Here is a 25,012-nt window from a genome sequence, read left to right on the forward strand (position 1 = left end):
CGCCCGTGCGGTGCCGTGAGTCGGAAGAGGCAGGCGCTGCGCGTCAGCGCAGTCTGTCGTGCGCGCTCAGGCCGACAACACGTTCGCGAGGTCGGTCTTCAGGGCCGTGGCGCGTTCCGGCGCCCGCGCGAGCCCCGCCTCGACCAGCGCCTGTGCCCGTGCGCGGTCGCCCAAGTGCACCGCGATCCGTGCGAGGTGCAAGGCGTTGCGCGCATGGATCTGGTGCGGATCGGTCTCGCGCAGCATCTGTTCGAAGCTCTGCGGATAGCTGCCATGCCGTGCGAAGAAGGCACGCCCCGGCCCTTCCCACTCGCTCACGATGAATTCGACGTTTTCTTCGGCCTGTTCTTTCGTCTCGCCATAGGCCCATCCGAACGCGGCGCCGGGCGGTGGGTCCAGGCGGTCGCGGAACACGCAGTGCGATTCTTCGAGCGCCTCGGGCGCCTCGGGCGCCACCGGCGTTCCGCCCTCGGGCGGCAAGAAGTCCAGGTGCGCGCCGAGGTTCAGGTAGCAGGCCTTGCCGCCGCTGGCGCCCTGCACGTTGAACACGTGGATCACCGGCCCGTCGATGCGCCGCAGCGTCTGGCCCGAACCCTGGAAGCCTTCGGCCTTGAGCACGGGAAAGAGGTGGTGCGTGAGCAGCTTGAGGAAGGTGGTGCGGTTCATGGCGCGCGGGGTCTCCGGGTACGCAAGGTGATCGAATAACGCAGGCCCTCGGTCGGGGCGATGGCATGTTGCCATGCCCAGCGCGCCGGCCCGCGCAGCAGGTACACGGAGCGCGGCTCGATGAGGAATTCGAGCGCGGCCAGCCCCGACGCGGGCGCGCCGGGCACGTAGGGCCTGAACTGCATCACCGCATCGCCGTGCAGCGAGACGCCGACGATGTCCTCGAAGTCGGGCACGTCGCGGTGCCAGCCCAGCGGCGTGCCGGGGCGGTACTCGGCGATCAGCACGTGGGTGAGGTCTTCGGGCGCCAGGCCGGCCCAGGCGGCGGCCTTCGCGCGCAGCGGGTGCAGCACCTCGGGCAGCGGCGCGCCGGGCTTGAGGCGGTTCGTGTCGAAGTCGTAGCTGCCGCCGAAGCTGGTGCCGCGCCGGCGGGCGGTGTATTCCTTGTAGCGCATCTCCTTGAGCGGCAGGCCCTGCACGATGCGCAGCAGGCCGGCCTCCTCGTCGCGCGACAGGAACCCGGCTTCGTAGCGCAGGCCCTCGATGGCCGCCACGGGCGTCTCGCCGAACAGGTCGGGCTGGCCGGCGTGTTCAAGGCGTCGGGTGGCGCGCATCGCCTTCCCCGGCCTGCCCGGCCTCCCCGGCCAGCTTCACATGCCACCAGCGCGGCAGCAGCTCGCGGATCTCGGCGCGCGCAAAGCGGTCGTCGAGCAGGTGCAGCACGCCCGTGTCGGCCTCGGTACGGATCACGCGGCCGGCGGCCTGCACCACCTTCTGCAGGCCCGGGTAGAGGTAGGTGTACTCGTAGCCCTTGCCGAAGCGCGACTGCATGCGCTCGCGCGTGATCTCGTTGAGTTCGTTGTACTGGGGCAGCCCCAGGCTGGCGACAAAGGCGCCGATGAGCCGGCTGCCCGGCAGGTCGATGCCCTCGCCGAAGGCACCGCCGAGCACGGCGAAGCCGATGCCCTGCCCGCCTTCTTCGAAGCGCGCGACGAAATCGTGGCGGTCGGTTTCGCGCATGCCGCGCGTCTGCGTCCACACGGGCACGCCGGGGTGGCGCAGCGAGAACGCAGCGCAGGCCTTGTCCAGGTAGTCGAAGCTGCTGAAGAAGGCCAGGTAGTTGCCGGGCAGGCGTTCGAACTGCGCGCCGATGATGTCCGTCACATGGCGCAGCGAGCCGGCGCGGTCGCGAAAGCGCGTGGAGACGCCGGTCGCCACCTCGACGCGCAGCTGCTGGCCGCGAAACGGCGATTCGACGTCGAGCAGCGCCGTGTCTTCGGGCAGGCCGAGCGCATCGCGGTAGAACGCGAACGGCGCGAGCGTGCCCGAGCAGCAGGTGACCGACACCGCATCGGCGAAGCGGCCTTCGAGAAACGGCCCGGGCACGAGGTTGCGGATGGCCAGTCCGCGTTGTTCCTGCGTGGCGCCCAGCGTGCGCTCGAACACCGAGTGGTCGTCGAAGACCTCGGCCAGCCGCGCGAAATGCAGCGCATCGAAGAAGAAGTGCTGCAGCGGCCCCTGCGCCGCGTCGGGCGTGGCGGCGAAGTGCTCGGCCATCGCGGTGTTGGCGGCCTGCAGCGTGCGCAAAAAGCGCTCGGGGATCTCGTCGGCGGTGTCGTAGCCGGCGGTCTGCGCCTGCTGCAGCGTGTCCCATTCGCGGAACAGCCGCGCCAGCGGGCCGCGCACGGCGGCGGGCGCGGCGCGGTGCGCTTCTTCCAGCGCCGCGCCTTCGAGCTTCGCGGTGTACATGCCGCGCGCGCGCTCCAGCAGGTTGTGCGCCTCGTCGACCAGCACGGCGACGCGCCAGTTGGCGTCCTTCATGCTGGCGAAGAGGAAGGCGCTGCCGTCGAAGTAGTAGTTGTAGTCGCCCACGACGACGTCGCTCCAGTGCGTCATTTCCTGCGCCAGGAAATAGGGGCAGACCTCGTGCGCGAGCGCAACCCGCCGCAGCGCTTCGCGGTCGAGCCAGCTCACCTGCGCGGCCTCGGCGCGCGCGGCCGGCAGGCGGTCGTAGAAGCCGCGCGCCAGCGGGCAGGCCTCGCCGTGGCAGGCGCGGTCGGGGTACTCGCAGACCTTCTCGCGGGCCGCGAGTTCGAGCACGCGCGGCCGGTGCGCGCCGCCCTGCCCCAGCACGCGCAAGGCGTCGAGCGCCACGGGCCGCCCGGAGGTCTTGGCGGTGAGAAAGAACACCTTGTCGAGCTTGTGCGCCGCGCGCGCCTTGAGCAGCGGAAAGAGCGTGGCCAGCGTCTTGCCGATGCCCGTGGGCGCCTGCGCCAGCAGGCAGCGCCCGCCCACGGCGGCGCGGTAGACCGCCTCGGCCAGTTCGCGCTGACCGGTGCGGAAGTCGGCGTGGGGAAACTCGAGTTGCGCCAGCGCGTCGTCGAGCGCGCCGCGGTGCGCGGCCTCGCGCTGCGCCCAGTCGCTGTAGCAGGCGCACAGGGTTTCGAAGTGCGTGCGCAGGGTGTCGCGCGTGTGCTGCTCTTCGAGCACGGTTTCGTCGCCGCTGGCCAGGTCGAGGTAGACCAGCGCGACGGTCAGGCTCTCGTGCCCTTCCTGTTCGCACAGCATCCAGCCGTAGCAGCGCACCTGGGCCCAGTGCAGCGCGCGGTGGTTGGCGCGGATGGCGTCGAAGTCGCCGCGGAAGGTCTTGATTTCTTCCACCCGCGCCTGCGCGGGGTCGTAGCCGTCGGCCCGGCCGCGCACGCGCAGCGTGCCGCAGGTGGTGGCCAGCGGCACCTCGCTCTGGTAGTCGCCGCCGCGCCGGGCCTGCACCAGCGCGTGGCCGGCCATGCCTTCGAGCGCGCTGGGCGCGGGCACGAAGCGCAGGTCGAGATCGCCCGCCTTCGCGCCGAAGGCGCACAAGGCCTTGACGGACACGACGTGCGCCGCCGAAACGGCGGCTGACGGAGCGGAATGGAGGTCGGAAGGCATGCTGTCGATACTGGATGAAATCACAGTATAGCGAGCGCCGAATGCGGCAATACGTCACACAAATCGGTATCGAGGCCTTCTCCGACAGGTCAAATGATCTTTTTCGGCAAGACTTGACAAGTTTTGCTTACAAATGCATTCATGAAAACTCCCTCCGCGATCGACCCCGTCGAATTCGACCGCCTGCTCAGCCGCAACCTCAAGCTGCCGCTGCTGGGCGGACTGATCGGCGCCGTGGCGTTCGTCGCGCTGATCCTGTATCTGCTGACGAGCCTGAGCTGGGTCGAGCACACCGACCAGGTCACGCGCGCCGCCAGCGAACTGCAACGCCGTTCCATCGACATGGAAACGGGCATGCGCGGCTTCCTGATCACCGGCGAGGAGAGCTTTCTCGAGCCCTACCAGTCCGCCCTGCCGCGCCTGAAGGCCGACACCGACGCGCTGCGCCGCCAGGTGTCGGACAACCGCCAGCAGGTGGAGCGTGTCGACCGCATCGTCGGCCTGCAGGAGTCGTGGCTGACCTTCGCGCGGGAAATGATCGAGGCGCGGCGCAACGGCATCGATCCGCAGGCCACCGTCCGGCTGGGCCGCGGCAAGCGCCTGACCGACGACCTGCGCGCCGAGTTCACGGCCTTCATGGACACCGAGCAGACGCTGCGCTTCCAGCGCAACACCGAGGCCAACCGCACGAGCTGGTGGGTGGTCGGGCTGTTCCTGCTCTTCACGCTGGTGTACTCGGGCCTGGTGGCGTTCTTCGGGCGCCGCCAGCTGATGCGCCTGTCCGACAGCTACGACGTGGTGCTGGGTGAACAGGCGGCGCACGCCGAGCGCCTGTCGCAGGAGGCCTGGCTGCGCAATGCGCAGACCGAGCTGGTGGGCGAGCTGGTCGGCGAACTCAGCGCGCCGGACATGGGCCGCAAGATCCTGGCGTTCTTCTCGCGCCACCTCGGCAGCTCGGTCGGCGCGCTCTATGTGCGCGAGCGCCACGGCCCGCTGCGTCGCGCCGCGAGCTACGGTTTCTCCAGCGAGGCCGAAGCCTCGCCGCAGGTGTTCTCCCCCACCGAAAGCCTGATCGGCCAGGCGGCGGCCGAGCAGCGCCGCATGCTGATCGACCCGGTGCAGGCCGACTACCTGAAGGTCAACTCCGGCCTGGGCGAGATGGCGCCCAAGGCCGTGCTGCTGCTGCCGGTGGCGGCCGACGGCGCCGTCAACGGTGTGCTCGAACTCGGCCTGCCGGGCACGCCCGACGCGCGCAGCGAGCAACTGTTCGACCTCGTGGCCGACGACATCGGCACTTCGCTGGCGGCGGCGCGCTACCGCGAGCAGCTGCAGGACGTGCTGGCCGAAACGCAACAGCTCAACGAGGAGCTGCAGGTGCAGCAGGAAGAGCTGCGCACCGCCAACGAAGAGCTCGAAGAACAGTCGCGCGCCCTGCGCGCCTCGCAGGCCATGCTGGAGAACCAGCAGGCCGAGCTGGAGCAGACCAACAGCCAGCTGTCGGAACGCACCGAAGCGCTCGACCAGCGCAACACCGCGCTGCGCCGCGTGCAGCGCGACCTGGAAGACCGCGCCGACGAGCTGCAGCGCGCCAGCCGCTACAAGTCGGAGTTCCTGGCGAACATGTCGCACGAACTGCGCACGCCGCTGAACAGCGCGCTGATCCTGGCCAAGCTGCTGGGCGACAACCCGCAGGGCAACCTGTCGCTGGAGCAGGTGAAGTTCGCGGAATCGATCTACGCCTCGGGCAACGACCTGCTGGTGCTGATCAACGACATCCTGGACATCGCCAAGGTCGAGGCCGGCAAGCTCGAACTGGTGCCCGAGGAGGTGCCGCTCGACAAGCTGGCCCAGAGCCTGGAAAGCACCTTCCGCCCGCTCGCGACCGACAAGAACCTGGAGTTCCGCCTGGAGCTGCGGCCCGACGCGCCGGCCCTGCTGGTCACCGACCGACAGCGCGTGGAGCAGATCCTGAAGAACCTGCTGTCGAACGCGATCAAGTTCACCGAGCGCGGCGAGGTGGCGCTCACGGTGTCGGCCACGGCCGACGGCGGCGCGGCCTTTGCGGTGCACGACTCGGGCATCGGCATCGACCCGCAGCAGCACGAGCTGATCTTCGAGGCCTTCCGCCAGGCCGACGGCACCACCAGCCGGCGCTACGGCGGCACGGGGCTGGGCCTGTCGATCTCGCGCGACCTCACGCAGCTGCTGGGCGGCTCGCTGACGGTGAAGAGCGAAGCCGGCCAGGGCAGCACCTTCACGCTGCAGCTGCCGCCGCGCGCGCCGCAGACGATGCCGGCGCCGGCCGTGCCAGTGGGCACGCTGCGGTCGGTGTCGAGCGCCTCGCCCTCCCATGCACCCGCCGTGCTGTCGCCGCCGCCGCTCGCGCCCCCTGCCCCGGCTCCGGTGGTGCCGGCCCCGCGCTTCGCGGACGACCGCTCGATTCCGCGCGACCAGGTGCGCCGCGTGCTGGTCATCGAGGACGAGCCGCAGTTCGCCCACATCCTGTACGACCTGGCGCACGAGCTGGGCTACCGCTGCCTGGTGGCGCACGGCGCGGCCGACGGCTTCGAGCTGGCCACGCAGTTCGTGCCCGACGCGATCCTGCTGGACATGCGCCTGCCCGACAGCACCGGCCTGGATGTGCTGCAAAAGCTCAAGGACTCGCCGCACACGCGCCACATCCCGATCCACGTGGTCTCGGCCGCCGACAACGCGCAGGCCGCCGCGCTGCACATGGGCGCCATCGGCTTCGCGCTGAAGCCGGCCACGCGCGAGGAGCTGACCAAGGTGTTCGGCCGGCTGGAAGAAAAGCTCACGCAGAAGGTCAAGGTCGTGCTGCTGGTGGAAGACGACGCCTTGCAGCGCGAGAGCGTGATCCGGCTGATCGGCGACGACGACATCGAGATCGTCGCGGTCGGCTCCGGCGAGGAGGCGCTGGCGCTGCTGCGCACGCGCGTGTTCGACTGCATGATCACCGACCTGCGGCTGCCCGATATGCAGGGCAGCGAGCTGCTCAAGGCCATGGCGGCGGAAGAGATCGTGTCGTTCCCGCCGGTCATCGTCTACACCGGGCGCAACCTCACGCGCGACGAAGAAACCGAGCTGCAGCGCTACTCGCGCTCGATCATCATCAAGGGCGCGCGCTCGCCCGAACGTCTGCTCGACGAGGTGACGCTGTTCCTGCACAAGGTGGAGGCCTCGCTGTCCAGCGAACGCCAGGGCATGCTGAAGACGGCGCGCGGGCGCGACCGCATCTTCGAGGGCCGCACCATCCTCCTGGTGGACGACGACGTGCGCAACATCTTCGCGCTCACCAGCGCGCTGGAGCAGCGCGGCGCCACCGTCGAGATCGGCCGCAACGGCCGCGAGGCGCTGGAGCGCCTGGACCAGGTCAGCGAGATCGACCTCGTGCTGATGGACGTGATGATGCCGGAGATGGACGGCCTGGAAGCCACGCGCCACCTGCGCGCCGACCCGCGCTTCGCGAAGATGCCGGTGATCGCCATCACCGCCAAGGCCATGAAGGACGACCGCGACCAGTGCCTGGCCGCCGGCGCCAGCGACTACCTGGCCAAGCCGGTCGACCTGGAGCGCCTGTTCTCGCTGTTGCGCGTGTGGATGCCGAAGATGGAGCGCCTGTGACCCGCAAGCCCCTCCCCGCCGCGCTGCAGGACCCGGCCACCGCCCCCATGCAGCCCCAGCCGCTGAGCGACACCGAGATCGAGCTGCGCCTGCTGATGGAGGCCATCTACCTCAAGTACAGCTACGACTTCCGCAACTACACCACGGCCTCGCAGAAGCGCCGCGTGCTGTATGCGCTGGAGCAGCTCGAGCTGCCCAGCATCTCGGCGCTGCAGGACCGCGTGCTGCGCGACGCGGCGCTGTTCGGCCAGCTGCTGCAGTTCCTGACCATTCCCGTGAGCGAGATGTTCCGCGACCCGGCCTACTTCCTGGCGCTGCGCCGGCATGTGGTGCCGATCCTGCACACCTACCCGTCGGTCAAGGTGTGGGTGGCGGGCTGCAGCACGGGCGAAGAGGTGTTCTCGCTGGCCATCCTGCTGCGCGAGGAAGGCCTGCTCGAGCGCACGCAGATCTACGCCACCGACATCAACCCGGCCTCGCTCGAGAAGGCGCGCCAGGGCATCTTTCCGCTCGAGGCCATCCGCGGCTACACGGCCAACTACCAGCGCGCAGGCGGCCTGAGCGCGTTCTCCGACTACTACACCGCCGCCTACGAGGCCGCGCGCTTCGACCCCTCGCTGTGCGCCGACGTGATCTTTGCCGACCACAGCCTGGCCACCGACAGCGTGTTCGCCGAGACGCAGCTGGTGTCGTGCCGCAACGTGCTGATCTACTTCAACCGCCAGCTGCAGGACCGCGCGCTCGGGCTGTTCCACGAGTCGCTGTCGCACCGCGGTTTTCTCGGGCTGGGCTCCAAGGAGAGCATCGACTTCTCGGGCTACGCCGACCGCTTCGACGCCCACGCGCGCGCCGAGCGCATCTACCGCAAGGTCGCATGAAGCGCGCCGGCACGCAGCACCGTCCGTTTCCGGTTCGCCGTGTCGAGGCCGTGGTGCTCGGCGCCTCGGCCGGCGGCATCGACGCGCTCAGCGCGGTGCTCGACGGCCTGCCGGCCAACTGGCGCATTCCGATGGCGGTGGTGCTGCACCTGCCCGAATCGCACGAGAGCCACCTGGCCGAGATCTTCGCGCAGCGCCTGCCGATTCCCGTGCACGAGGCGCTCGACAAGATGCCGCTGGTGGACGGCTGCCTGTACTTCGCGCCGCCGGGCTACCACCTGTCGATCGAGCGCGGGCGCCGCTTTTCATTGAGCTGCGAGCCGCCCGTGCTGTTCTCGCGCCCGTCCATCGACGTGCTCATGGCCTCGGCCGCCGACGCCTACGGGCCCTCGGTGGCCGGCTTTCTCATGACCGGCGCCAACGAAGACGGCGCCGAAGGCCTGCTGCGCATCCACCGCGCCGGCGGACTCACCGCCGTGCAAGACCCGAAAGAAGCCCTGGTTCCCACCATGCCCCTCGCCGCCATTGCGCGCCACACCCCCGACCACGTGCTTCGGCTGCGCGACCTGCGCATCCTGCTGCAGCTACTGGAGCCCGCCCATGCCCATTGAGGTCGAAAGCAAGCTGCTGATCGTCGACGACCTGCCCGAGAACCTGCTGGCGCTCGAGGCGCTGATTCGCGCGCCCGGGCGGCTGGTGTACCGCGCCGGTTCGGCCGAGGCCGCGCTGGCGCTGCTGCTGGAGCACGAATTCGCGCTCGCCATCGTCGACGTGCAGATGCCCGGCATGAACGGCTTCGAGCTGGCCGAGCTGATGCGCGGCACCGAGCGCACGCGGCACATCCCGATCATCTTCGTGAGCGCCGCCGGGCGCGAGATGAACTACGCCTTCCAGGGCTACGAAAGCGGCGCGGTCGACTTCCTGCACAAGCCGCTCGATCCGCACGCGGTGGTCAGCAAGGTGAGCGTGTTCGTCGACCTGCACCAGCACCGCAAGGCGCTGCGCCACGAAATGGAATCGCTGGCCGCCGCGCACCGCAAGCAGGAAGAGCTGGTGCAGCAGCTGCAACACACGCAGCGCGAGCTGGAACGCGCGGTGCGCATGCGCGACGACTTCATGTCGATGGTGTCGCACGAACTGCGCACGCCGCTGAACACGCTCTACCTGGAGGCGCAGCTGCGGCAGCTGCACCTGTCCAAGGGCAAGCTCGACAGCTTCTCGCCCGAGAAGCTGCCCACCATGATCGAGCGCGACCAGCGGCAGATCCGCAACATGGTGCGGCTCATCGACGACATGCTCGACGTGACGCGGCTGCGCCGCGACGCGCTCTCGATCCAGACCAAGCCGGTCGACCTGGCCGAGCTGGCCCGCGCCGTGGTCGACAACCTGCGGCACCAGGCCGAGGCCGCGGGCTGCACCATCAGCCTGGACGCGCCCCCCGCGCTGCGCGGCGTGTGGGACGAGTTCCGCATCGAACAGGTGCTGACCAACCTCCTGACCAACGCGCTGCGCTACGGCGGCGGCAAGCCGGTCGAGATGACGGTGCGCCAGGACGGCGACCAGGCGGTCGTGAGCGTGCGCGACCAGGGCATCGGCATCTCGCCCGAGGACCACCAGCGCATCTTCGAGCAGTTCGAGCGCACCGACGTCAGCCGCAAGCACGCGGCCGGCCTGGGCCTGGGGCTGTACATCACGCACAAGATCGTGAGCCTGCATGCGGGCCGCATCGGCGTGGAGAGCACGCCGGGCCACGGCGCGCGCTTTTTCGTCGAGCTGCCGCTGCAGCCACCGCCCGCCTCGGCCGACGCCGGGAAGTAACAAACAAGGCCTCTGTTACGGATTCCGGTAGGCACAGCGTCGATACTGCGGGATCGCAATCAATGGATGCCGAGAGAAAACAACTGTGAATGTGCTGATCGTCGACGACAACGAGGCCGCGGCCGACCTGCTGCGGGAGCTGCTGACGCTGCAGGATCACACCGCCCGCTGCACCTACACGGCGCAACAGGCGTTGGACGCAGCGGCCGGCGAGCGCTTCGATGCGGCGCTGATCGACCTCACCCTGCCCGACTTCCCGGGCACCGAGGTGGCGCGCCGGCTGCGTGCCACCGCCGCCGAAGGCACGCCGCGGTTGCTGGTGGCGATTTCTGGTTTTTCGGAACGGGACGCGGCGAATGCGGCGCCGGGCGAGGTGCTGTTCGACCACCACCTGCAAAAGCCCATCGACATCGGGGCGCTCGAGCGCATCCTCGCGCCGGGCTGACCCGCCCCTCCTCACCTGTCAGCGCATCGCGCGGTAGCGGTAGAGGCGAAAACCTTCCTTCTGGATGAAGCCGCTGGGCTCCCAGCCGCGTGCGAGCGCACGGTCGGTGATCTGCGCCATCTGCAGGCCGATGCTGTCCTGGAGGTTGTCCCCCACGGCCAGCTCGAACTTACGGAGTTCGCCGTCCAGGGCCTCCACCGCCGCAATGGCGGCCTCGACATCGGTGAAAGGCCGAACGCTGGTCTGCATTTTTTGTCGCTCCTTCGGCACTCTGCGCGCCTGTTGAACGATGCAAGGCAAGTGTCATGCCCCAGGCCCGAACCCTCCCGCAGGCATGAAATGAATTCTTTGATCTTACAAATGTGACTGAATGTGACGTTTTCGTCAGAGTTCACGCCAAGAATTGGCATGCCTGCAAGCTTGCGGATCGCCGGTCAATCGCGGTCGTCATCGTCGTCGTCATCGTTCGGCGCACGGTAGGGATAGCCGGGACCGTAGTACAGGCGCCCGCGCGGCGGGACGTAGATCGGGGCCGGCCGGTAGTACACGGGCGGCGGCGGGCGGTAGTAGGCCCGCGGCGGTGGCGGTTCGTAGTAGATCGGGGCCGGGTACGCATAGACGGGCGGCGGCACGTAGTACGGCGGCGCATAGACCGCGCCGGGCGTGCCGATCTGCACCGACCAGCTCGTGCGCGCGCTGGCGGCACCCGTGGCGAGCAGCGCGCCGGCCGTGATCGCGGCGACGGCGGCCCATCTGAAAACGGAAGAATCACTTGGGGAATGCATGGTGGCTCCAGGCCTGGCGCGAACGGCGCCGGCGTGGTCCTGCAACGCCACATGTCCCTGCGTGGTGCACCTCGAAGCGCACCAGCTGGTTGCCAAACGTGAACGGGATTCCCAGTCGGCCTTCAGTTCACGATGGCCCGGCGTGACAGCATCACGTCGTCGCCTGTCGTGTTGAAGGCGATGGTTGGCGCGCTGAAATCGCTCAGCGGCGCGCCCAGGCCGATCTCGCCGCGGCCGTGCAGCACGCACTCGTCGCGCCGCAGCGCAATCTCGTGGCTCGGCCCGCCGTTGCCGTGGAAGCGCACCCAGGTGCCGTAGGTGCTGACGTCGATCAGCACGCAACTGCCCTGCCGCTCCTCGATGCGCGCATGCAGCCGCGACACGCGCGGGTCGTTGACCACGAACTGCGCGTCGCCCACGCGGCCCAGGTGAATGGGCAGCTGGTCGATGCGGAACATGGAGCGCACGTCGAGCCACGCGAGTTCGATGCGGCCGAAGGTGGAATCGGGCAGCCGCGCCGGCAGCAGCGCGGCCGGCACGGTGAGGAAGCTGGTCAGGTCTTCCTGCCAGTCGATGCGGTGGACGATCGACATCTCGGTGCGCCCGCGGATGCTGATCGGCCCGAGGTCGCGGTGCTGCACGGCGCCTTCGTGCAGTTGCTGGATCACCGCCTCGGTGACCCAGATCTGGCCCGGCCCGGCCAGGTCGCTCAGGCGCGAGGCCAGGTTGACGGCGTCGCCGAAGCAGTCGCCCTCGACCTCGACCACGTCGCCGCTGGCCACGCCGATCTGCAGCGCCATGCGCAGCGGCACGGGCCAGCCGGCCAGGCGCTTCTGGTGGTAGCGCTGCAACTCGATGACCGCGTGCGTGGCGGCGGCGCCGCTGGTGAAGATGGCGAACACGCCGTCGCCGAGCGATTTCACGACCCGGCCGCCGTGGGCCTCGCACACACGCCCGATCCATTGGGTCAGCCGCGTCACGGTCTCGGTGGCACGTGCATTCCCCATGGCCTCGAAGACCCTGGTACTTCCGGTCAAGTCCGCGAAAACGACTGTGGAATTGACACCCATACTGTTTTTTCTTGGCGGCAAGCGCTGGTTATGTTGCTCTGGACCTTTCGCCGCTCCTGCGAGAAGTTTCCCCGACATGCGCCTTCACATGCAAGGAACGATCCGCAGAAGCTTCTTGTTGACGCTGCATCGACGGGGCCAGCTTGGCGCATCGTGCAGATGAATGCCAAAGTTTTTTAATACTTTTGCGCTCAAAATTCAAATGACAACAAAAGAGACCGCTAAAGCTTGTTGTTTGCAAACAAGAAACGGTGTTTCACATCTTGTGTCCCGGCGAACTGAGGCTTAAGGTAGCGACCGTCTCAGCTCCCGGCAATACGCTTTTCGTGACATGCTGCTCTTTCGCCGCCTTTTTCAGCTCCTGAACGTACCCGGCCTGGGCTCGCGGCAGGTTGCGGAAAGTCAGCTCGGGCGCATCCGCACGGCGATGCTGTCGGTGCTCCAGGGCCGCGGCGGCCAGTCGATCCAGCGTGTCAGCCAACGCGTGCGCTTTGCGGTCGATGTCGAGACCCTCTGGTACCTGCGCCAGGACGTGATGGTCGCGCTGAGCGCCATCGACGGCGAATCGGCCGCGCGGCGCCAGATGAAAGAAATCAACAGCATGTTCAAGGGCGGCCTGCCCGGCTCGATGGGCCCGCGCGTCCATCAGCGTTTCACCAACCAGTGATGTCCTGATCGGCCGGCAGCGCAGCGGCACCGGTGGCCGCCTGCGTACTGGCTCAATGGTCGTGGCCGTGATGGTCGTGACCGTGGTGATCATGGTCACGGTGGCCGTGCCGATGGCCCCACACCAGGAACACATCGCGCCCCTCGGCGGCCAGCGCCACCTTCGCGCCCACCGGCAGCAGCACCTTGGTCTGCACGTGCCCGAACGGCAGGCCGGCAATCACCTGCACCTTCTTCAGGCTGGCGCGCAGCCGGTCGATCACCGTGTTCATGCCGAAGCCGCGGTCGTAGCCGGCGATGTTGCGCACGCCCGTGAACTGGCCGAACACGACGGCCTTCTGGCGCGCCAGCACGCCCGCGAGCTTCAGCTGGTCGAGCATGCGTTCGATGCGGTACGGGTGTTCGTTGGTGTCTTCGATGAAGAGCACGCCCTTGTCGACCACCGGGAAGTACGGCGTGCCCAGCAGGCTGGTCAGCACGCAGAGGTTGCCGCCCCAGAGCACGGCGTCTTCGACCGGCTTGACCTTGAGCTCGGCGTCGCGCGCCGGCATGCGCCAGCCGGTGCCCTCGCCCTGCCCGCTCAACAGGTCGTCGAAGCAGGCTTCCATGATGTCGTCGGGGCCGCCTTCGGCGCCGAAGTCCTCGCCGACCGCGGGGCCCGACCAGGTGACGGCGCCGTTCTTGGCCAGCAGTGCGTTCTGCAGGGCCGTGAAGTCGCTGCAGCCAACGAACTCGGTGCCCTTGTCGATGGCCTTGGCCAGCGCCTTGTACGGCAGCGCGTCGAGGATGCGCGTGAGGCCGTAGCCGCCGCGCGCGATCAGCGCCACATCGGCGCCGCTGGCGGCCGCGCGCGAGATGGCGGCGAGCCGGGTGGCGTCGTCGCCCGCGAAACGCTGGTGCGCCGAGAGCGCGGCTTCATCGACTTCGACTTCATGGCCCAGGGCCTTCAGCCGCGCCACGCCGCGCCGGAAGGCGGCCTTGTCGCGGATGGCACTGGAGGGGGAATAGATGTAGATATGTTTGGACGTCACGTCGTCGAGTATCCCATTGCGTCCCGGATCTGCCGGGCCAGGGTGGCGGCCTGCGTGGCCGTGGGACCGCCCGATGCGGCACGCGGGCCGAGCGCGCGCAACGCGGCTTCGTAGCCCCGGTCGGGGAACGGCGTGCGCCAGGCGTCCTTGGCGCGCACGCCACTGTCGGGTGCTGTGAACGTTGCGGTGAAGCGGCCCGGTGCCGACGTTTGCAGCAGCGCGGCCAGTTCGCCGCCCGCCTCGCTGTGCACCAGCGCGAGCGGTTCGGGATGGACCTGGTCGAGCCACGCCAGCAGCACGTCGCGGTGCCATTCGAGCTGGTGCGTGGCTTCGCGCTTGGGCTTGTCGCTCTTGCCGAAGCCGATCAGGTCGGGCACCAGCGTGCGCAGGCCGGGCGTGCCGACGAGGTGGCGGAAGAAGTAGCCCCATTCGCCCGGGCCATGCAGGCACAGGCAATCGGCCACGCGACCGTCGCTGCCGGCCGGGCCGGTCTCGTCGATCCAGTGCAGGCGCCAGCCCTGCAGGATCGGCAGGTCCTGGACGTGATGCGGCGCGAAGCCGAAATCGGTGAGCGCGGCAAAGCGTTCGACGGGCGTGCGCAAGGCATCGTCGCGCAGCGGCTCAGCCTGCGCGCGCGCGACACTGCGGCGCTGCTGGAAGAAGCGCTGCAGCAACGCACTGCAGTCGTCGGCCAGCACGCCGCCTTGCACGCGCGTGTGGTGGTTCAGCTTCGGCTCGGCGAAGAGATCGAGCACCGAGCCCGCGGCGCCGGTCTTGGGGTCCGTGGCGCCGAACACCACGCGCGCCAGCCGCGAATGCAGCATCGCGCCCGCGCACATCGCGCAGGGCTCGAGCGTGACGAAGAGCTCGCAGCCGTCGAGCCGGTAGTTGCCGAGCGCGGCGGCACCGGCGCGCAGTGCGTTGATCTCGGCGTGCGCGCTCGGGTCGTGCTGCGCCACGGGCGTGTTGCGGCCGGTCGCGATGACCTGGCCGTCCTTCACCAGCACCGCGCCCACCGGCACCTCGCCCGCGTCGGCCGCGCGCTGCGCTTCCTGCAGCGCGAGCGCCATCCAGTGCGCGTCCGATGTCGATGCGGCCGGCTCAGTTGTCATCGGGCATCTTGCGGGCCTGGGCCGCGGCGTCGAGGGCGTCCTTGACCTGTTGCTGGACCTGCTGCGCCTGCGTGCGCGCATCGGCCGCCGCAGGGGCCGATGCGCCGGGCGCTGTCGGTTGCTTGGCGATGGCGGTGCGTGACAGCTGCTGCTTCGCCAGCAGCCCGACGACCACCAGTGCGAGCACGAGGCCGATCAAACCGAACATCCGCATCTCAGCGTGCCTCCGGTGTGACGGCCATGCCGAGCCGGTCCATCCACACGGCCAGCGCCTGCTCGTCGGCCGAGCCGGCGCGGTAGACCTTGCGCATCGCCGCATGCGATTCGGGCCGGTGCTGGTTGAGCTTGATCTTGCATTGCAGCGCCGTCACGTGCAGCTCGAAGCCCATGATGCCGGCCAGCATCTTGCGCTGGAACTCCTCGCCGAGGTCCTTCCACTGCTGGGCGTAGGCCGGCTCGTGGTCGCCGATGAGCTTCTTGAGCAGCGCGTCCTTGGCCTCGGGCGTCTCGACGAGCCGGGCTTCGACGGTGCAATGGACCGCGAGGTAGTTCCACGTCGGCACGCGCGCCAGGTCGGGATAGACCGAGGGCGACAGGTAGGCATGCGGGCCCTGGAACACCACCACCGCGCGCGGCCGCGCCTGCAGGTAGCGCCAGTGCGGGTTGGGCTTGGCGCAGTGGCCCAGCAGCACCAGCGCATCGCCCTCGCGTTGCTCGGCCACGATGGGCAGGTGCGTGACGAAGGGCAGGCCCTCGTCGTCGTTCGAGATCAGGTTGGCAAAGGGGTGGTCGCGCATCAGGCCCAGCGCGACGGCCGGGTCCTTGGCGTTGAACTGCGGAGGCATGTACATGGGGCGGGTTCCTCGTGGGGAGGTCCGATTGTCCCCGAGTCGCCCCCGGCTTGCGGTGCAGCAGGCTACTTGGCGCGTGCCGCTTCGAGCTGCTTCACCATTGCGGTGTAACCGCGCGCCTTTGCGAGCTGCAGCGGCGTGAGGCCCTGACGGTCGGCCAGTTGCAGGTTGGCGCCGCCGGCGATCAGCGCGGCCAGCGTGCGCTGGTGGCGAGCACCACCGTCGCCGAGCACGATCGACTCGATCACCGCCGTCCAGTGCAGGTTGTTCACGTGGTCCAGCGGCGCACCGGCTGCGACCAGCCGGCGCACGACCTCGTCGTGCCCCAGGTGTGCGGCAGCAATCAAGGCGGTGCCGTCGTAGCGGCTGGTGACCTGCCCGGGCTTGGCGCCCAGTTGCAGCAGCAGCGTGAGCGTGGTCACGTCGTCGGCCACGGACGCGATGGTCACGGCGTCGTAGCGGTCGTCTTCGAGCAGGTCGATGTTCGCGCCCGCCTTGGCGAGCAGCGTCACGGCGTCGCGCTGGCGCGCGTAGGTGGCGACCTGCAGCGGCGTGCGGCCGCGCGCGTCGCGCACATCGAGGCTGGCGCCGGAGGCGATCAGGCTCTTGAGCTTGGGCAGGTCGCCGTGCCAGGCGGCGCGGTGCAGGCCCTCGTAGGCCAGCACTTCGGCGGCCAGCGGCGGCACCTGGGCCGCCGCGCCGGGCGCGGCGCTCCAGCCGATCGCGGCGGCGAGCACCGCCGACCAGAGACCGCGCGCCGTCATCAGAGCTGGCCCTTGACCTTCTCGAGCGCGGCGTTGGCGCACTGCTCGTCGAGGTGGCCGCCGGGCGCACCGCCCACGCCCACGGCACCGATCACTTCGTTGCCCGACTTGATCGGCACGCCGCCGCCCAGCAGCAGGAAGCCCGGCAGGTACACGAGGTTGGCGGCGCCGGGGTTCTTCTGAGCGCCTTCCATCATGGCTTGCGTGGGGCTCTTGGCCGAAGCCGAGGTCCAGGCCTTGCGCTCGCTCGACGACAGCGTGTGCGGGCCGGCGTTGTCGGCGCGCTGCACGGCGCGCACGGTGCCGGCGCGGTCGACCACAGTGGCGGCCACGTTGTAGCCGTTGGCGGCGCAGGCGGCCACGGTTTCTGCGGCGATCTGGTTGGCCAGCGCGAGCGAGATGTTCTTCTCGGTGCGAACAGCGGGGGCCGGCGTCTGGGCCTGGGCGACGGAAGCAGCGAGCAGAACGGCGAGGCCGCCAACGCGGATGATCGATTGCATGTGTTGTTTCTCCAGTGATGAGAGGGTTCGTGCCGGCCTGTGCCGACCACGGTGTCACTGTAAAAAATAAGGTCCGCTGCAACCATTCGTACGGCTACGCCCGGCCCTCCGTAGAACTACGGAGCGCCCTCTTCTCCTGCATCCGACGCCAGCACGGCATAGCGCCGGATCAGCTGCGCCAGCGAGTCGCAATCGAGCTTGGCGAACAGATTGGCGCGGTGGGTTTCGACGGTGCGCGGCGACAGCGCCAGCGCACGCGCGATCTCCTTGTTGGTGAGCCCCTGCACGATGAAGGCCAGCACCTCGCGCTCGCGCTCCGACAGCTGCGCCACCCGCTCGCGCGCGGCGTTGTCGGCCTGCGAGCGCTCGCGCGTGCGCACATGCTGGCGCACGGCCTGCTGCAGGGCTTCGAGCAACTGCTCGTCGTCCACCGGCTTCTCCAGGAACTCGGCCGCGCCGGCCTTGAAGGCGCGGCGGCACATCTCGACCGTGCCGTGACCGGTCAGCATGATCACGGGCTGGTCGACGCCCTGCGCCACCAGCCTGTCGAGCACCGTGAGGCCGCTGATGCCGGGCATGCGCACGTCCAGCACGATGGCGCCGACGCTCGCGCGATCGAAGCCGTCGATGAAGGCCTGCGGATCGGCCCAGCCCTGCACGCGCAGGCCGACGGTGCCGATCAGCAGCGACAGGCTGTCGCGCACGGCCTGGTCGTCGTCGATCAGGTGGATCAGGGGCGATTGCGGCTGGTCGGCGGTGGTTGGCGTGGTCATGTCGAAGGTGCCACCAGCGGCAGCAGCAAGGTGAAGCGCGCACCGCGCGGCGAGGCATTGGCGGCGCTCAGGCTGCCGCCCATGCCGCTGGCCAGCGTTTCGCTCAGGCTCAGGCCGAGGCCCAGGCCGCCTTCGCGCGTGCTGAAGAAAGGTTCGAACAGGCGCGGCAGCGCCTCGGGCGCGATGCCGCGGCCGTTGTCGGTGACGGTCAGCACGCCCTCCTCGCCGTTGCGACCGACCGAGACCACGAGGCGCCGCTCGGCCGCGGGCACGAGGTCCAGCGCCTGCATCGCGTTCATGAGCAGGTTGTGCACGATCTGCTCCAGCGCCACGGCCTCGGCCTGCACGCGCACAGGCGCCTGCGCGCTGGCATCGAACTGGGCCGCCACGCCGTGGCGCGCGAACTCGGGCGCCAGCAGGTGCATGGCGCTGCGCACCACCTCCTGCAACACCAGCGGCTTCACGTCGCCGCCGGCCTCGGGGCGTTCGATGACGCGGCGCAGGCGGCCGACCACGCCGGAGGCACGGCGGGCCTGCTCGACGGCCTGCCCCATCGCGTCGCGCGCGGTGGCGAGATCGGGCGGGTCGTCGTCGAGCAGGCGGCGCGCGGCCTGGGCGTTGGCCAGCACGGCCGTGAGCGGCTGGTTGAGCTCGTGCGCCAGCCCGGCCGACAGCTCGCCCAGCGCATTGAGGCGCGCCACCTGGCCCAGGCGCAGCAGCTCCTCGGCGCGGCGCCGCGCGATGCGCTGGCGCTGCGCGGCCCACAGGCCCGCCAGCAGCAGCGCCATCGCCACCGCCCAGCCGCCGATGGTGCGCCACGGCAGCTCGGCCCAGCCGACCTGGCGCTCGGCCACCAGCTCGAAAGGCTGGCTCGGCGACGCCAGCTCCTTGCTCAGGCTGTAGCGCCAGCCATGTTCGGCCGACTGGCCGTGTTGCAGCACCAGTTGCTGGCCGTCACGCTGCAGGACCAGTCGCACGGGGCTGCGCTGCGGGTTCATCGGCCAGTCGCGCCAGGGCACCGAGCCGACAAGATCGATCTCGAGCGCGTAGCTCAGTGGCTCCGAGCCGATCACGAGCTGGTAGCGGCCGTGCGCCAGGTCGAGCACGGCCAGGTCGGCACGGCGTTCGGCGCGCGAGCGGGCCTCGGCGGCGGCCAGCGCGTCGGCGTGTCCGGCGTCGGGCCAAGGCTCGTCGGCCGCGCGCCGCTGCACGCGCAGGATCGACGAATACACCGACGGCAGGCGACGCTCGGGGTAGTCCGCGCCGGCGTTGGGCTCCAGCAGCGCGAGCGTGGCCAGCACGGCGTCGTACTGCACCACCTGCTGGCTCATGAGGCGGTGCGCGATGCGCGCGTCGGTCTCGAAATCCTGCTGGAGCCGGGTCAGCTCGGCGCGCGCGAACCACACGGCGCCGGCGGCCGTGAGCACCAACCAAGCCAGCCACCAACCACCCCGCGTACGCAACCACTGTGTCATGGCGCGGATTGTGCCCGGCGCTGACGGGCCTCCCCGCTTGGCCGAAAATGCCGACCCAGACATGGCTGACGTGCAGGACTCCCTCTTTTCCGACCTCCCCGAACTTCCGCGCCCGGCCGAAGCGGCCGACGCGCCGGCGCCTTCGCCGAAGAAATCGCGCGGTGCCACCGTGAAGCCGGTGGCCCCCGACGCGGCGCTGGTCGCTCTCGCCGCCGAGTTGCCGCCGCAGCTGCGCCTGGGCACCTCGTCGTGGAGCTATCCGGGCTGGGCCGGCCTGGTCTGGGACGGCGACTACGCCGAAACCGTGCTCTCGAAGAACGGCCTGTCGGCGCTCGCGCAGCACCCGCTGCTGCGCACCGTGAGCCTGGACCGCAACTTCTACCGCGCCCTCACCGCCAGCCAGTACGCGCGCTACGCGGCCATGGTGCCGGACGACTTCCGTTTCGTCGTGAAGGCCCCGAGCCTCGTGACCGACGCCACCGTGCGCGACGAAAGCGGCCGCGGCACGCAGGCCAACCCGGTGTTCCTGAGCCACGAGATCGCGCTGCAGGAGTTCGTGCAGCCGGCGCTCGACGGGCTGGGCCACCGCATCGGCGCGCTGGTGTTCCAGCTGAGCCCGATCCCCGCGCACCTGCTGGCCGACCAGCCCGCGCTGATCGCCCGCATCGGCGCGATGCTGGCGGCGATGCCCGACCTGAAGCCTACCGCACCCGACGCCGTGCTCGCCGTCGAGGTGCGCGACCCGCAGTTGCTGTGCCCCGCCTTCGCCGACATGCTGCGCAGCGTGGGCGCGACCTTCTGCATGGGCCTGCACGCGAAGATGCCGCCCATCGAAGACCAGCTGCCGATGCTGCGCGCCCTGTGGCCCGGGCCGCTGGTGTGTCGCTGGAACCTGCACCGCCGCCACGGCCGCTTCGGCTACGAAGACGCTGAGAAGCTCTACGGCCCCTTCGACAAGGTGCTCGACCCCGACCCGGAAACCCGCGCCGCGCTGGCCAAGGTGATCGCCGGCACCACGGGCGCCGGGCAGAACGCCTTCGTCACCGTGAGCAACAACGCCGAAGGCTGCGCGCCGCTGACCATCGCCTCGCTCGCGCAGGACATCGCCGACCGGATAACCCGCTAGAACGCCCGCCATGCATTCGATCTCGTTCCGCCCGCTGCAATCCACGGACTTCGCGATGCTCCACGACTGGCTGTGTCGCCCGCATGTGGCTGAGTGGTGGACGCCTGTGCCAACGCTGGCCGAGGTCGAGGCCGACTTCACGCCGATGCTGGCGGCCGAGTCGCCCGACCGCGGCTACATCGCACTGCGCGACGGGCAGCCCTTGGGATTCATCCAGTCGTACGTCGTGATGGGTTCAGGCGACGGCTGGTGGGAAGACGAGCGCGATCCGGGCGCGCGCGGCATCGACCAGTTCCTCGCGCAGGCGGACCAGTTGAATCGCGGACTCGGCAGTGCGATGGTGCGCGCCTTCACGGAGCAGCTGTTCGCCGACCCGGCCGTGACGCGCATACAGACCGATCCGTCACCACGCAACGCGCGCGCGATCCGCAGCTACGCCAAGGCCGGCTTTCGTGCGCTGGGCGAAGTGGTCACGCCCGACGGGCCGGCGCTGCTGATGGTGCGCGAGCGCGGCGACTAAGCCGCAGGCGGTGCGGCCCCGAGGTCGCACCACATGTGGACCTTCGACGAGAACGCGCCATCGAGCACGGTGGCCATCGGCTCGACGCCGAAGACCTGGAAGCCGCAGCGCTCGTACAGCGCCTGCGCCGGGCGATTGCCTTCCGTCACGGTCAGCTGCACCACGCGCACGCCATTGAGCGTGCGTGCATGCGCGAGCAAGGCCCGCACGAGTTGTCGCCCGGCGCCCGCGCGCCGTGCCGATTCCGCCACCACCATGCCGAACAAGGTCGCCTTGTGCCGCGTGCGCTGCCGCGATTCGCGACCCAGCCCCGCCGCGCCGATCAGCGCGCCGGTGGCATCGAGGGCGCCGTACACGACCTCGGCAGCATCGGCGTCCGTGCGCAGGCGCGTCTCCCACCAGGCCGACGGCAGGCTGGCGCGCTCCTCGACCGTGGAGGTGAACGCCTCGGGATGCCGCGCGTAGGCGTCGAGCATCAGCGCGCGGTAGGCCAGCGCGTCGGTGGGAACCAGGCGGCGAACGGTGGGAGCGGCTTCAGAAACGGGCACAGACAGACTGCCTTTCCTGCAACACCGCCTCTTGCGCGAAGCGCTGGCGGTAGGTGTCGATCAACGCGGCGATGGCCGCGTCGGCCTTCGCGTCGCGTGGGTGAAGCAGCACGACCAGCTTCGAAGGCTCGCGCACCACCTGCCCCGACGCACCGAGCCACTGGCCGGCGGCGTCAAGCGCGGTGAAGCCTTGCGGAAAGGCCGGTGTGACGCGGGTGTCGAGAAAGTCGGCCCAGTCGGCGTCGGACACCTGAGCGCCCGTGGGGATGGCGCGGCCGAAATAGAGGGTGTCGCGCTCGAAGGCCTCGAAGCCCGCTGCGCAGTGGCCGAACGGCCCTGCGGCGCAACCTGCAAGCACCGCAGCGGCCAGCGCGCCCGCCATGCCTGCGCGAGACAGCCTGTGGCGTGCGACGCTGTTCATGCCGGCCCTCGGTCTTGGTTCAGGCCTCAGGCGCGATCGACTCGGCGTACTCGTACAGCGCGCCCAGGATTTCCTCACCGCGCTCGTCGGCGTTCTCGGACAGCGCATCGACTTCGCTGAACAACGCCTCGATGGTGCGCGCCCCGCCCTCGCCCTTGAACAGGCGCGCCACGCGCAGCGCTTCCCAGCGCTCGGCTTCTTCCTCGTTCAGCGACTCGGGCCAGTTGCGCGCGCGGTAGCGGAAGAGGATTTCTTCGAGCCGCCCGTCGTCGAAGGCCACGCGCTCCTTGGCGAGCCCTTCGGGCGACAGCCCGCGCAGCTGGTTCAGGCGCCGGCGATCGCCGTTGCCGACAAAACCGCCGTAGAGGTCTTCATCGACATCGGGCGTCGCCTCCTTCGGGCGGGAAAAGACCTGCGACCAGATGGCGCTCATGTCGGGCAGGTCGCGCGCGATGGCGGCGTGGCGCATGGCAGTGTCCATGTCGACGCCCCAGCGCTCGGCCATGGCCGGTGCCAGCGTGCGCAGGTTGCCGACCACCATCGGCGACTTGTTCAGGTGCACGCTCTTCATCGGCAGCCGCGTCATGCCTTCGGGCAGATCGGCGGTGCGCGTGAACAGGCGCAGGCGCAGCGTCTCGGCGTCGAGGTCGCGCAGCTCGCTCGGGTCTTGCGACAGGTCCCAGGCCAGCAACTCGTTCTTGTTGGTGGGATGGCTGGCCAGCGGCCACATCACGGCCAGGCAGCCGCGCTCGACCGGGAACATGCCCGACACGTGCAGGAAGGGCTTGGCGGTCTCGCGCATCGCAGGCAGGCCGAGCTCCATCGCCACGCGGTCCTTCTTGTGCAGGCCGAAGGCGAAGTCGAAGAGCTTGGGTTGCTTGTCGCGGATGAGTCGCGCCAGCGCGATGGTGGCGCGCACGTCGGACAGCGCATCGTGCGCCGACTCGTGCAGCAGGCCGTTGGCGCGCGCCAGGTCTTCGAGCTTGAAGCTGGGCTTGCCGTCTTCCTTCTTCGGCCACTCGATGCCGTCGGGGCGCAGCGCGTAGGTCAGGCGCACCACGTCGAGCAAGTCCCAGCGGCCGCAGTCGTTCTGCCATTCGCGCGCGTACGGGTCGATGAGGTTGCGCCAGAACAGGAAGCGCGTGACCTCGTCGTCGAAGCGGATGGTGTTGTAGCCCACGCCGATGGTGCCGGGCTGCGAGAAGGCCTGCTCGATGTGGGCCGCGAACTCGTGCTCGGGAATGCCGCGCTCCAGGCAGACCTGCGGCGTGATGCCGGTGATCAGGCAGGCCTCGGGGCTGGGCAGGTAGTCCGGCGCGGGCTTGCAATAGATCATCAGCGGCTCGCCGACCTCGTTGAGCTCGGCATCGGTGCGGATGGCCGCGAACTGCGAGGGACGGTCGCGGCGCGGCACGGCGCCGAAGGTTTCGTAGTCGTGCCAGAGAAAGGTGTGGTTCATTCAGAGCAAGGGAGAAAACAGTCGCGCAATGGCATCGCCGAGGCGGCGCCAGAAAGTCTGCGGGCGGTGGGCGCGCACCGCGCCGGAGCTGTGCAGGTCGGTTTCGAACTGCGCCGCCAGCGGCTGGGTCAGCGCGGGCCCGTAGACCACGGCGCAGACCTCGAAGTTGAGCCGGAAGCTGCGGTTGTCGAAATTGGCGGTGCCGATCATCGCGCAATGGTCGTCGACCACCAGCGTCTTGGAGTGCAGCATGCGCTCCTTGTACTCCCAGATCTTGACGCCGGCGGCGATCAGCTCGTCGAAGTACGAACGCGCGGCGGCGCTCACGATGGCCGAGTCGCTGCGGCGCGGCACGAGCAGCCGCACGTCGACACCGCGCAGCGCCGCGCTGGTCAGCGCCATCAGCGCGGGCTCGCCCGGCACGAAGTACGGCGTGGTGAGCCAGGCCCGGCGCGTGGCCGAATGGATGGCCTCGACGTGCATGCGGTGGATGGCCTCGAAAGCGTTGTCGGGGCCGCTGGTGACGATCTGCACCGGGATGTCGCCCGCCTCCACCTGGGGCAGCAGCGCGTCCAGGACGGCGTCCGAGCGATGCTGCTTTTCGCCGGTGGCGTAGCTCCAGTCCTCCAGGAAAGTGGTCTGCAGCCAGCGCACCGCGCTGCCTTCGATGCGCACATGCACGTCGTGGTACGCGTCCTTGGGGTTGGTGCGCTTGTCTTCTTCGTCGGTGATGTTCACGCCGCCCGTGAAGCCCACGCGGCCGTCGCACACCACGATCTTGCGGTGGGTGCGATAGTTGGTCACGGGGCGCAGGCGCCGGCCGATCTTGGTGTCGTGGAACAGCGCCACCTCCACGCCCGCCGCGTGCATCGGCGCCATGAACTTGCGGCCGATGCGCTTGGAGCCGAGCGCGTCGAGCAGCAGGCGCACCCGCACGCCGGCCTGCGCGCGCTCGACCAGCAGGTCGCGCAGCGCGGTGCCGATGCGGTCGGGCTCGAAGATGTAGTACTCGAGGTGGATGTGGTCACGCGCCGCGCGCACGGCCTCGAAGATGGCGTCGAAGGTGCGCGCGCCGCCCGAGAGCAACTCGACGCCCGTGGCGCTCGACACCGGCAGGCCACAGGCGGCCGTGCCCAGCCGGGCCATCTGCTGCAGCGCCGGCGGCGCATGCTGCGAGGCGTCACGCAGCCGCGCCAGGTCGGCCTGTGCATGGGCGTTCGCGCGGTTGCGCAGGCGCTTGAGCCGCTGCTTGCGCAGCCGCTGCGGCCCCAGGAAGTAATAGACGATGAAGCCCGCAAACGGCAGCAGCGCCAGCGACAGGATCCAGCTCATGGTGGACACCGGCGCGCGCTTTTGCATCACGATCCAGACCGACAGCACGGCGATGTAGCCGCTCCACGCCAGGGAGAGGCCGGTTTTCCATTCGTGGCTGAGTTCGGGGAGGATCAAGGCAAAAGCGGGTGAAGGCGGAGTGTTTTCAGCCGGCCCAAAGAAAAAGGCCAGCAGCGAATGCTACCGGCCTTTGACTTCG

The 25,012-nt window shown here is 69.5% G+C and carries 26 protein-coding genes; 8 read left to right on the forward strand and 18 right to left on the reverse strand.

All coding sequences use genetic code 11. The features are described 5' to 3' along the window. Window positions 1–66: 66 nt before the first annotated feature. The 3 genes from VHAB30_RS10895 to VHAB30_RS10905 are packed head-to-tail and all read right to left on the reverse strand — an operon-like array spanning window position 67 to window position 3,597. Window positions 67–666: a DUF4304 domain-containing protein gene (locus tag VHAB30_RS10895; protein ID WP_159277050.1), complete on the reverse strand. Its 600-nt coding sequence runs from the start codon at window positions 664–666 to the stop codon at window positions 67–69. Beyond that, a complete protein-coding gene (locus tag VHAB30_RS10900) occupies window positions 663–1,280 on the reverse strand; it encodes an alpha-ketoglutarate-dependent dioxygenase AlkB (protein ID WP_159277051.1) in 618 nt (205 codons plus the stop codon). Before VHAB30_RS10900 ends, VHAB30_RS10895 begins: the two co-directional genes overlap by 4 nt. After that, complete coding sequence (locus VHAB30_RS10905) at window positions 1,258–3,597, reverse strand: ATP-dependent DNA helicase (protein ID WP_159277052.1); 2,340 nt, start codon at window positions 3,595–3,597, stop codon at window positions 1,258–1,260. The genes VHAB30_RS10900 and VHAB30_RS10905 overlap by 23 nt, the downstream gene beginning before the upstream one ends. A gap of 141 nt (window positions 3,598–3,738) precedes the next feature. Here VHAB30_RS10905 and VHAB30_RS10910 point away from each other — a divergent pair, with 141 nt between their 5' ends. The 5 genes from VHAB30_RS10910 to VHAB30_RS10930 all read left to right on the forward strand — a co-directional run bounded on the left by VHAB30_RS10910 (window position 3,739) and on the right by VHAB30_RS10930 (window position 10,380). Further along, window positions 3,739–7,239, forward strand: a complete 3,501-nt coding sequence (locus tag VHAB30_RS10910; RefSeq protein WP_159277053.1) for a response regulator — start codon at window positions 3,739–3,741, stop codon at window positions 7,237–7,239. Window positions 7,240–7,286: 47 nt separating this feature from the next. Next, window positions 7,287–8,117, forward strand: a complete 831-nt coding sequence (locus VHAB30_RS10915; protein WP_062480071.1) for a CheR family methyltransferase — start codon at window positions 7,287–7,289, stop codon at window positions 8,115–8,117. Then, a complete protein-coding gene (locus tag VHAB30_RS10920) occupies window positions 8,114–8,728 on the forward strand; it encodes a chemotaxis protein CheB (RefSeq protein WP_159277054.1) in 615 nt (204 codons plus the stop codon). The genes VHAB30_RS10915 and VHAB30_RS10920 overlap by 4 nt, the downstream gene beginning before the upstream one ends. Then, a complete protein-coding gene (locus tag VHAB30_RS10925) occupies window positions 8,718–9,935 on the forward strand; it encodes a hybrid sensor histidine kinase/response regulator (protein WP_159277055.1) in 1,218 nt (405 codons plus the stop codon). The genes VHAB30_RS10920 and VHAB30_RS10925 overlap by 11 nt, the downstream gene beginning before the upstream one ends. A gap of 91 nt (window positions 9,936–10,026) precedes the next feature. Beyond that, complete coding sequence (locus tag VHAB30_RS10930) at window positions 10,027–10,380, forward strand: response regulator (RefSeq protein WP_235926581.1); 354 nt, start codon at window positions 10,027–10,029, stop codon at window positions 10,378–10,380. Between the two features lie 18 nt (window positions 10,381–10,398). On the opposite strand, the gene VHAB30_RS10935 is transcribed toward VHAB30_RS10930, so the two are convergent. The 3 genes from VHAB30_RS10935 to VHAB30_RS10945 all read right to left on the reverse strand — a co-directional run bounded on the left by VHAB30_RS10935 (window position 10,399) and on the right by VHAB30_RS10945 (window position 12,235). Beyond that, complete coding sequence (locus VHAB30_RS10935; RefSeq protein ID WP_070060568.1) at window positions 10,399–10,629, reverse strand: hypothetical protein; 231 nt, start codon at window positions 10,627–10,629, stop codon at window positions 10,399–10,401. Between the two features lie 185 nt (window positions 10,630–10,814). Further along, window positions 10,815–11,165, reverse strand: coding sequence for a hypothetical protein (locus VHAB30_RS10940; RefSeq protein WP_159277056.1), 351 nt, complete (start codon window positions 11,163–11,165; stop codon window positions 10,815–10,817). Window positions 11,166–11,287: 122 nt separating this feature from the next. Then, complete coding sequence (locus VHAB30_RS10945; RefSeq protein ID WP_062480056.1) at window positions 11,288–12,235, reverse strand: adenylate/guanylate cyclase domain-containing protein; 948 nt, start codon at window positions 12,233–12,235, stop codon at window positions 11,288–11,290. A gap of 331 nt (window positions 12,236–12,566) precedes the next feature. Between VHAB30_RS10945 and VHAB30_RS10950 the strand changes: the two genes are divergently transcribed. Continuing rightward, a complete protein-coding gene (locus VHAB30_RS10950; RefSeq protein ID WP_062480058.1) occupies window positions 12,567–12,902 on the forward strand; it encodes a hypothetical protein in 336 nt (111 codons plus the stop codon). Between the two features lie 52 nt (window positions 12,903–12,954). On the opposite strand, the gene VHAB30_RS10955 is transcribed toward VHAB30_RS10950, so the two are convergent. From VHAB30_RS10955 to VHAB30_RS10990, 8 genes are all read right to left on the reverse strand, one after another. Further along, window positions 12,955–13,944 (reverse strand): LD-carboxypeptidase, encoded by a 990-nt coding sequence (locus tag VHAB30_RS10955; protein ID WP_390903990.1) that lies wholly within the window; start codon window positions 13,942–13,944, stop codon window positions 12,955–12,957. Next, window positions 13,929–15,044 carry a tRNA adenosine(34) deaminase TadA gene (tadA, locus tag VHAB30_RS10960; protein WP_159277058.1) on the reverse strand — a complete coding sequence of 372 codons (1,116 nt, stop codon included), beginning with the start codon at window positions 15,042–15,044 and terminating at the stop codon, window positions 13,929–13,931. Before tadA ends, VHAB30_RS10955 begins: the two co-directional genes overlap by 16 nt. Beyond that, complete coding sequence (locus VHAB30_RS10965) at window positions 15,034–15,258, reverse strand: hypothetical protein (RefSeq protein WP_159277059.1); 225 nt, start codon at window positions 15,256–15,258, stop codon at window positions 15,034–15,036. The genes tadA and VHAB30_RS10965 overlap by 11 nt, the downstream gene beginning before the upstream one ends. Window position 15,259: 1 nt before the next feature. After that, window positions 15,260–15,895: an FMN-binding negative transcriptional regulator gene (locus VHAB30_RS10970; protein ID WP_159277060.1), complete on the reverse strand. Its 636-nt coding sequence runs from the start codon at window positions 15,893–15,895 to the stop codon at window positions 15,260–15,262. Window positions 15,896–15,960: 65 nt separating this feature from the next. Next, complete coding sequence (locus VHAB30_RS10975) at window positions 15,961–16,659, reverse strand: ankyrin repeat domain-containing protein (protein WP_070060562.1); 699 nt, start codon at window positions 16,657–16,659, stop codon at window positions 15,961–15,963. Continuing rightward, on the reverse strand, window positions 16,659–17,159 hold the full coding sequence (locus tag VHAB30_RS10980; protein WP_056581174.1) for a GlcG/HbpS family heme-binding protein: 501 nt from the start codon (window positions 17,157–17,159) through the stop codon (window positions 16,659–16,661). Before VHAB30_RS10980 ends, VHAB30_RS10975 begins: the two co-directional genes overlap by 1 nt. Before the next feature lie 116 nt (window positions 17,160–17,275). Continuing rightward, window positions 17,276–17,932, reverse strand: a complete 657-nt coding sequence (locus tag VHAB30_RS10985) for a response regulator transcription factor (RefSeq protein ID WP_159277061.1) — start codon at window positions 17,930–17,932, stop codon at window positions 17,276–17,278. Beyond that, on the reverse strand, window positions 17,929–19,407 hold the full coding sequence (locus tag VHAB30_RS10990; RefSeq protein WP_159277062.1) for a sensor histidine kinase: 1,479 nt from the start codon (window positions 19,405–19,407) through the stop codon (window positions 17,929–17,931). The genes VHAB30_RS10985 and VHAB30_RS10990 overlap by 4 nt, the downstream gene beginning before the upstream one ends. A 61-nt stretch (window positions 19,408–19,468) precedes the next feature. Between VHAB30_RS10990 and VHAB30_RS10995 the strand changes: the two genes are divergently transcribed. Next, window positions 19,469–20,533 (forward strand): DUF72 domain-containing protein, encoded by a 1,065-nt coding sequence (locus VHAB30_RS10995; protein WP_159277063.1) that lies wholly within the window; start codon window positions 19,469–19,471, stop codon window positions 20,531–20,533. Between the two features lie 10 nt (window positions 20,534–20,543). Beyond that, on the forward strand, window positions 20,544–21,053 hold the full coding sequence (locus VHAB30_RS11000; protein ID WP_159277064.1) for a GNAT family N-acetyltransferase: 510 nt from the start codon (window positions 20,544–20,546) through the stop codon (window positions 21,051–21,053). On the opposite strand, the gene VHAB30_RS11005 is transcribed toward VHAB30_RS11000, so the two are convergent. The 4 genes from VHAB30_RS11005 to cls are packed head-to-tail and all read right to left on the reverse strand — an operon-like array spanning window position 21,050 to window position 24,930. After that, complete coding sequence (locus VHAB30_RS11005) at window positions 21,050–21,601, reverse strand: GNAT family N-acetyltransferase (protein ID WP_235926583.1); 552 nt, start codon at window positions 21,599–21,601, stop codon at window positions 21,050–21,052. The genes VHAB30_RS11000 and VHAB30_RS11005 overlap by 4 nt on opposite strands. After that, window positions 21,588–22,022, reverse strand: coding sequence for a DUF3574 domain-containing protein (locus VHAB30_RS11010; RefSeq protein WP_159277065.1), 435 nt, complete (start codon window positions 22,020–22,022; stop codon window positions 21,588–21,590). The genes VHAB30_RS11005 and VHAB30_RS11010 overlap by 14 nt, the downstream gene beginning before the upstream one ends. 19 nt (window positions 22,023–22,041) lie before the next feature. Further along, the gene (sbcB, locus tag VHAB30_RS11015) at window positions 22,042–23,481 is read right to left on the reverse strand and encodes an exodeoxyribonuclease I (protein WP_095745215.1); all 1,440 of its coding nucleotides are present in this window, start codon (window positions 23,479–23,481) and stop codon (window positions 22,042–22,044) included. Continuing rightward, the gene (gene cls, locus VHAB30_RS11020; protein ID WP_159277066.1) at window positions 23,482–24,930 is read right to left on the reverse strand and encodes a cardiolipin synthase; all 1,449 of its coding nucleotides are present in this window, start codon (window positions 24,928–24,930) and stop codon (window positions 23,482–23,484) included. Window positions 24,931–25,012 lie beyond the last annotated feature (82 nt).

It is taken from the genome of Variovorax boronicumulans (assembly GCF_009811375.1).
Classification (GTDB): domain Bacteria; phylum Pseudomonadota; class Gammaproteobacteria; order Burkholderiales; family Burkholderiaceae_C; genus Variovorax; species Variovorax boronicumulans.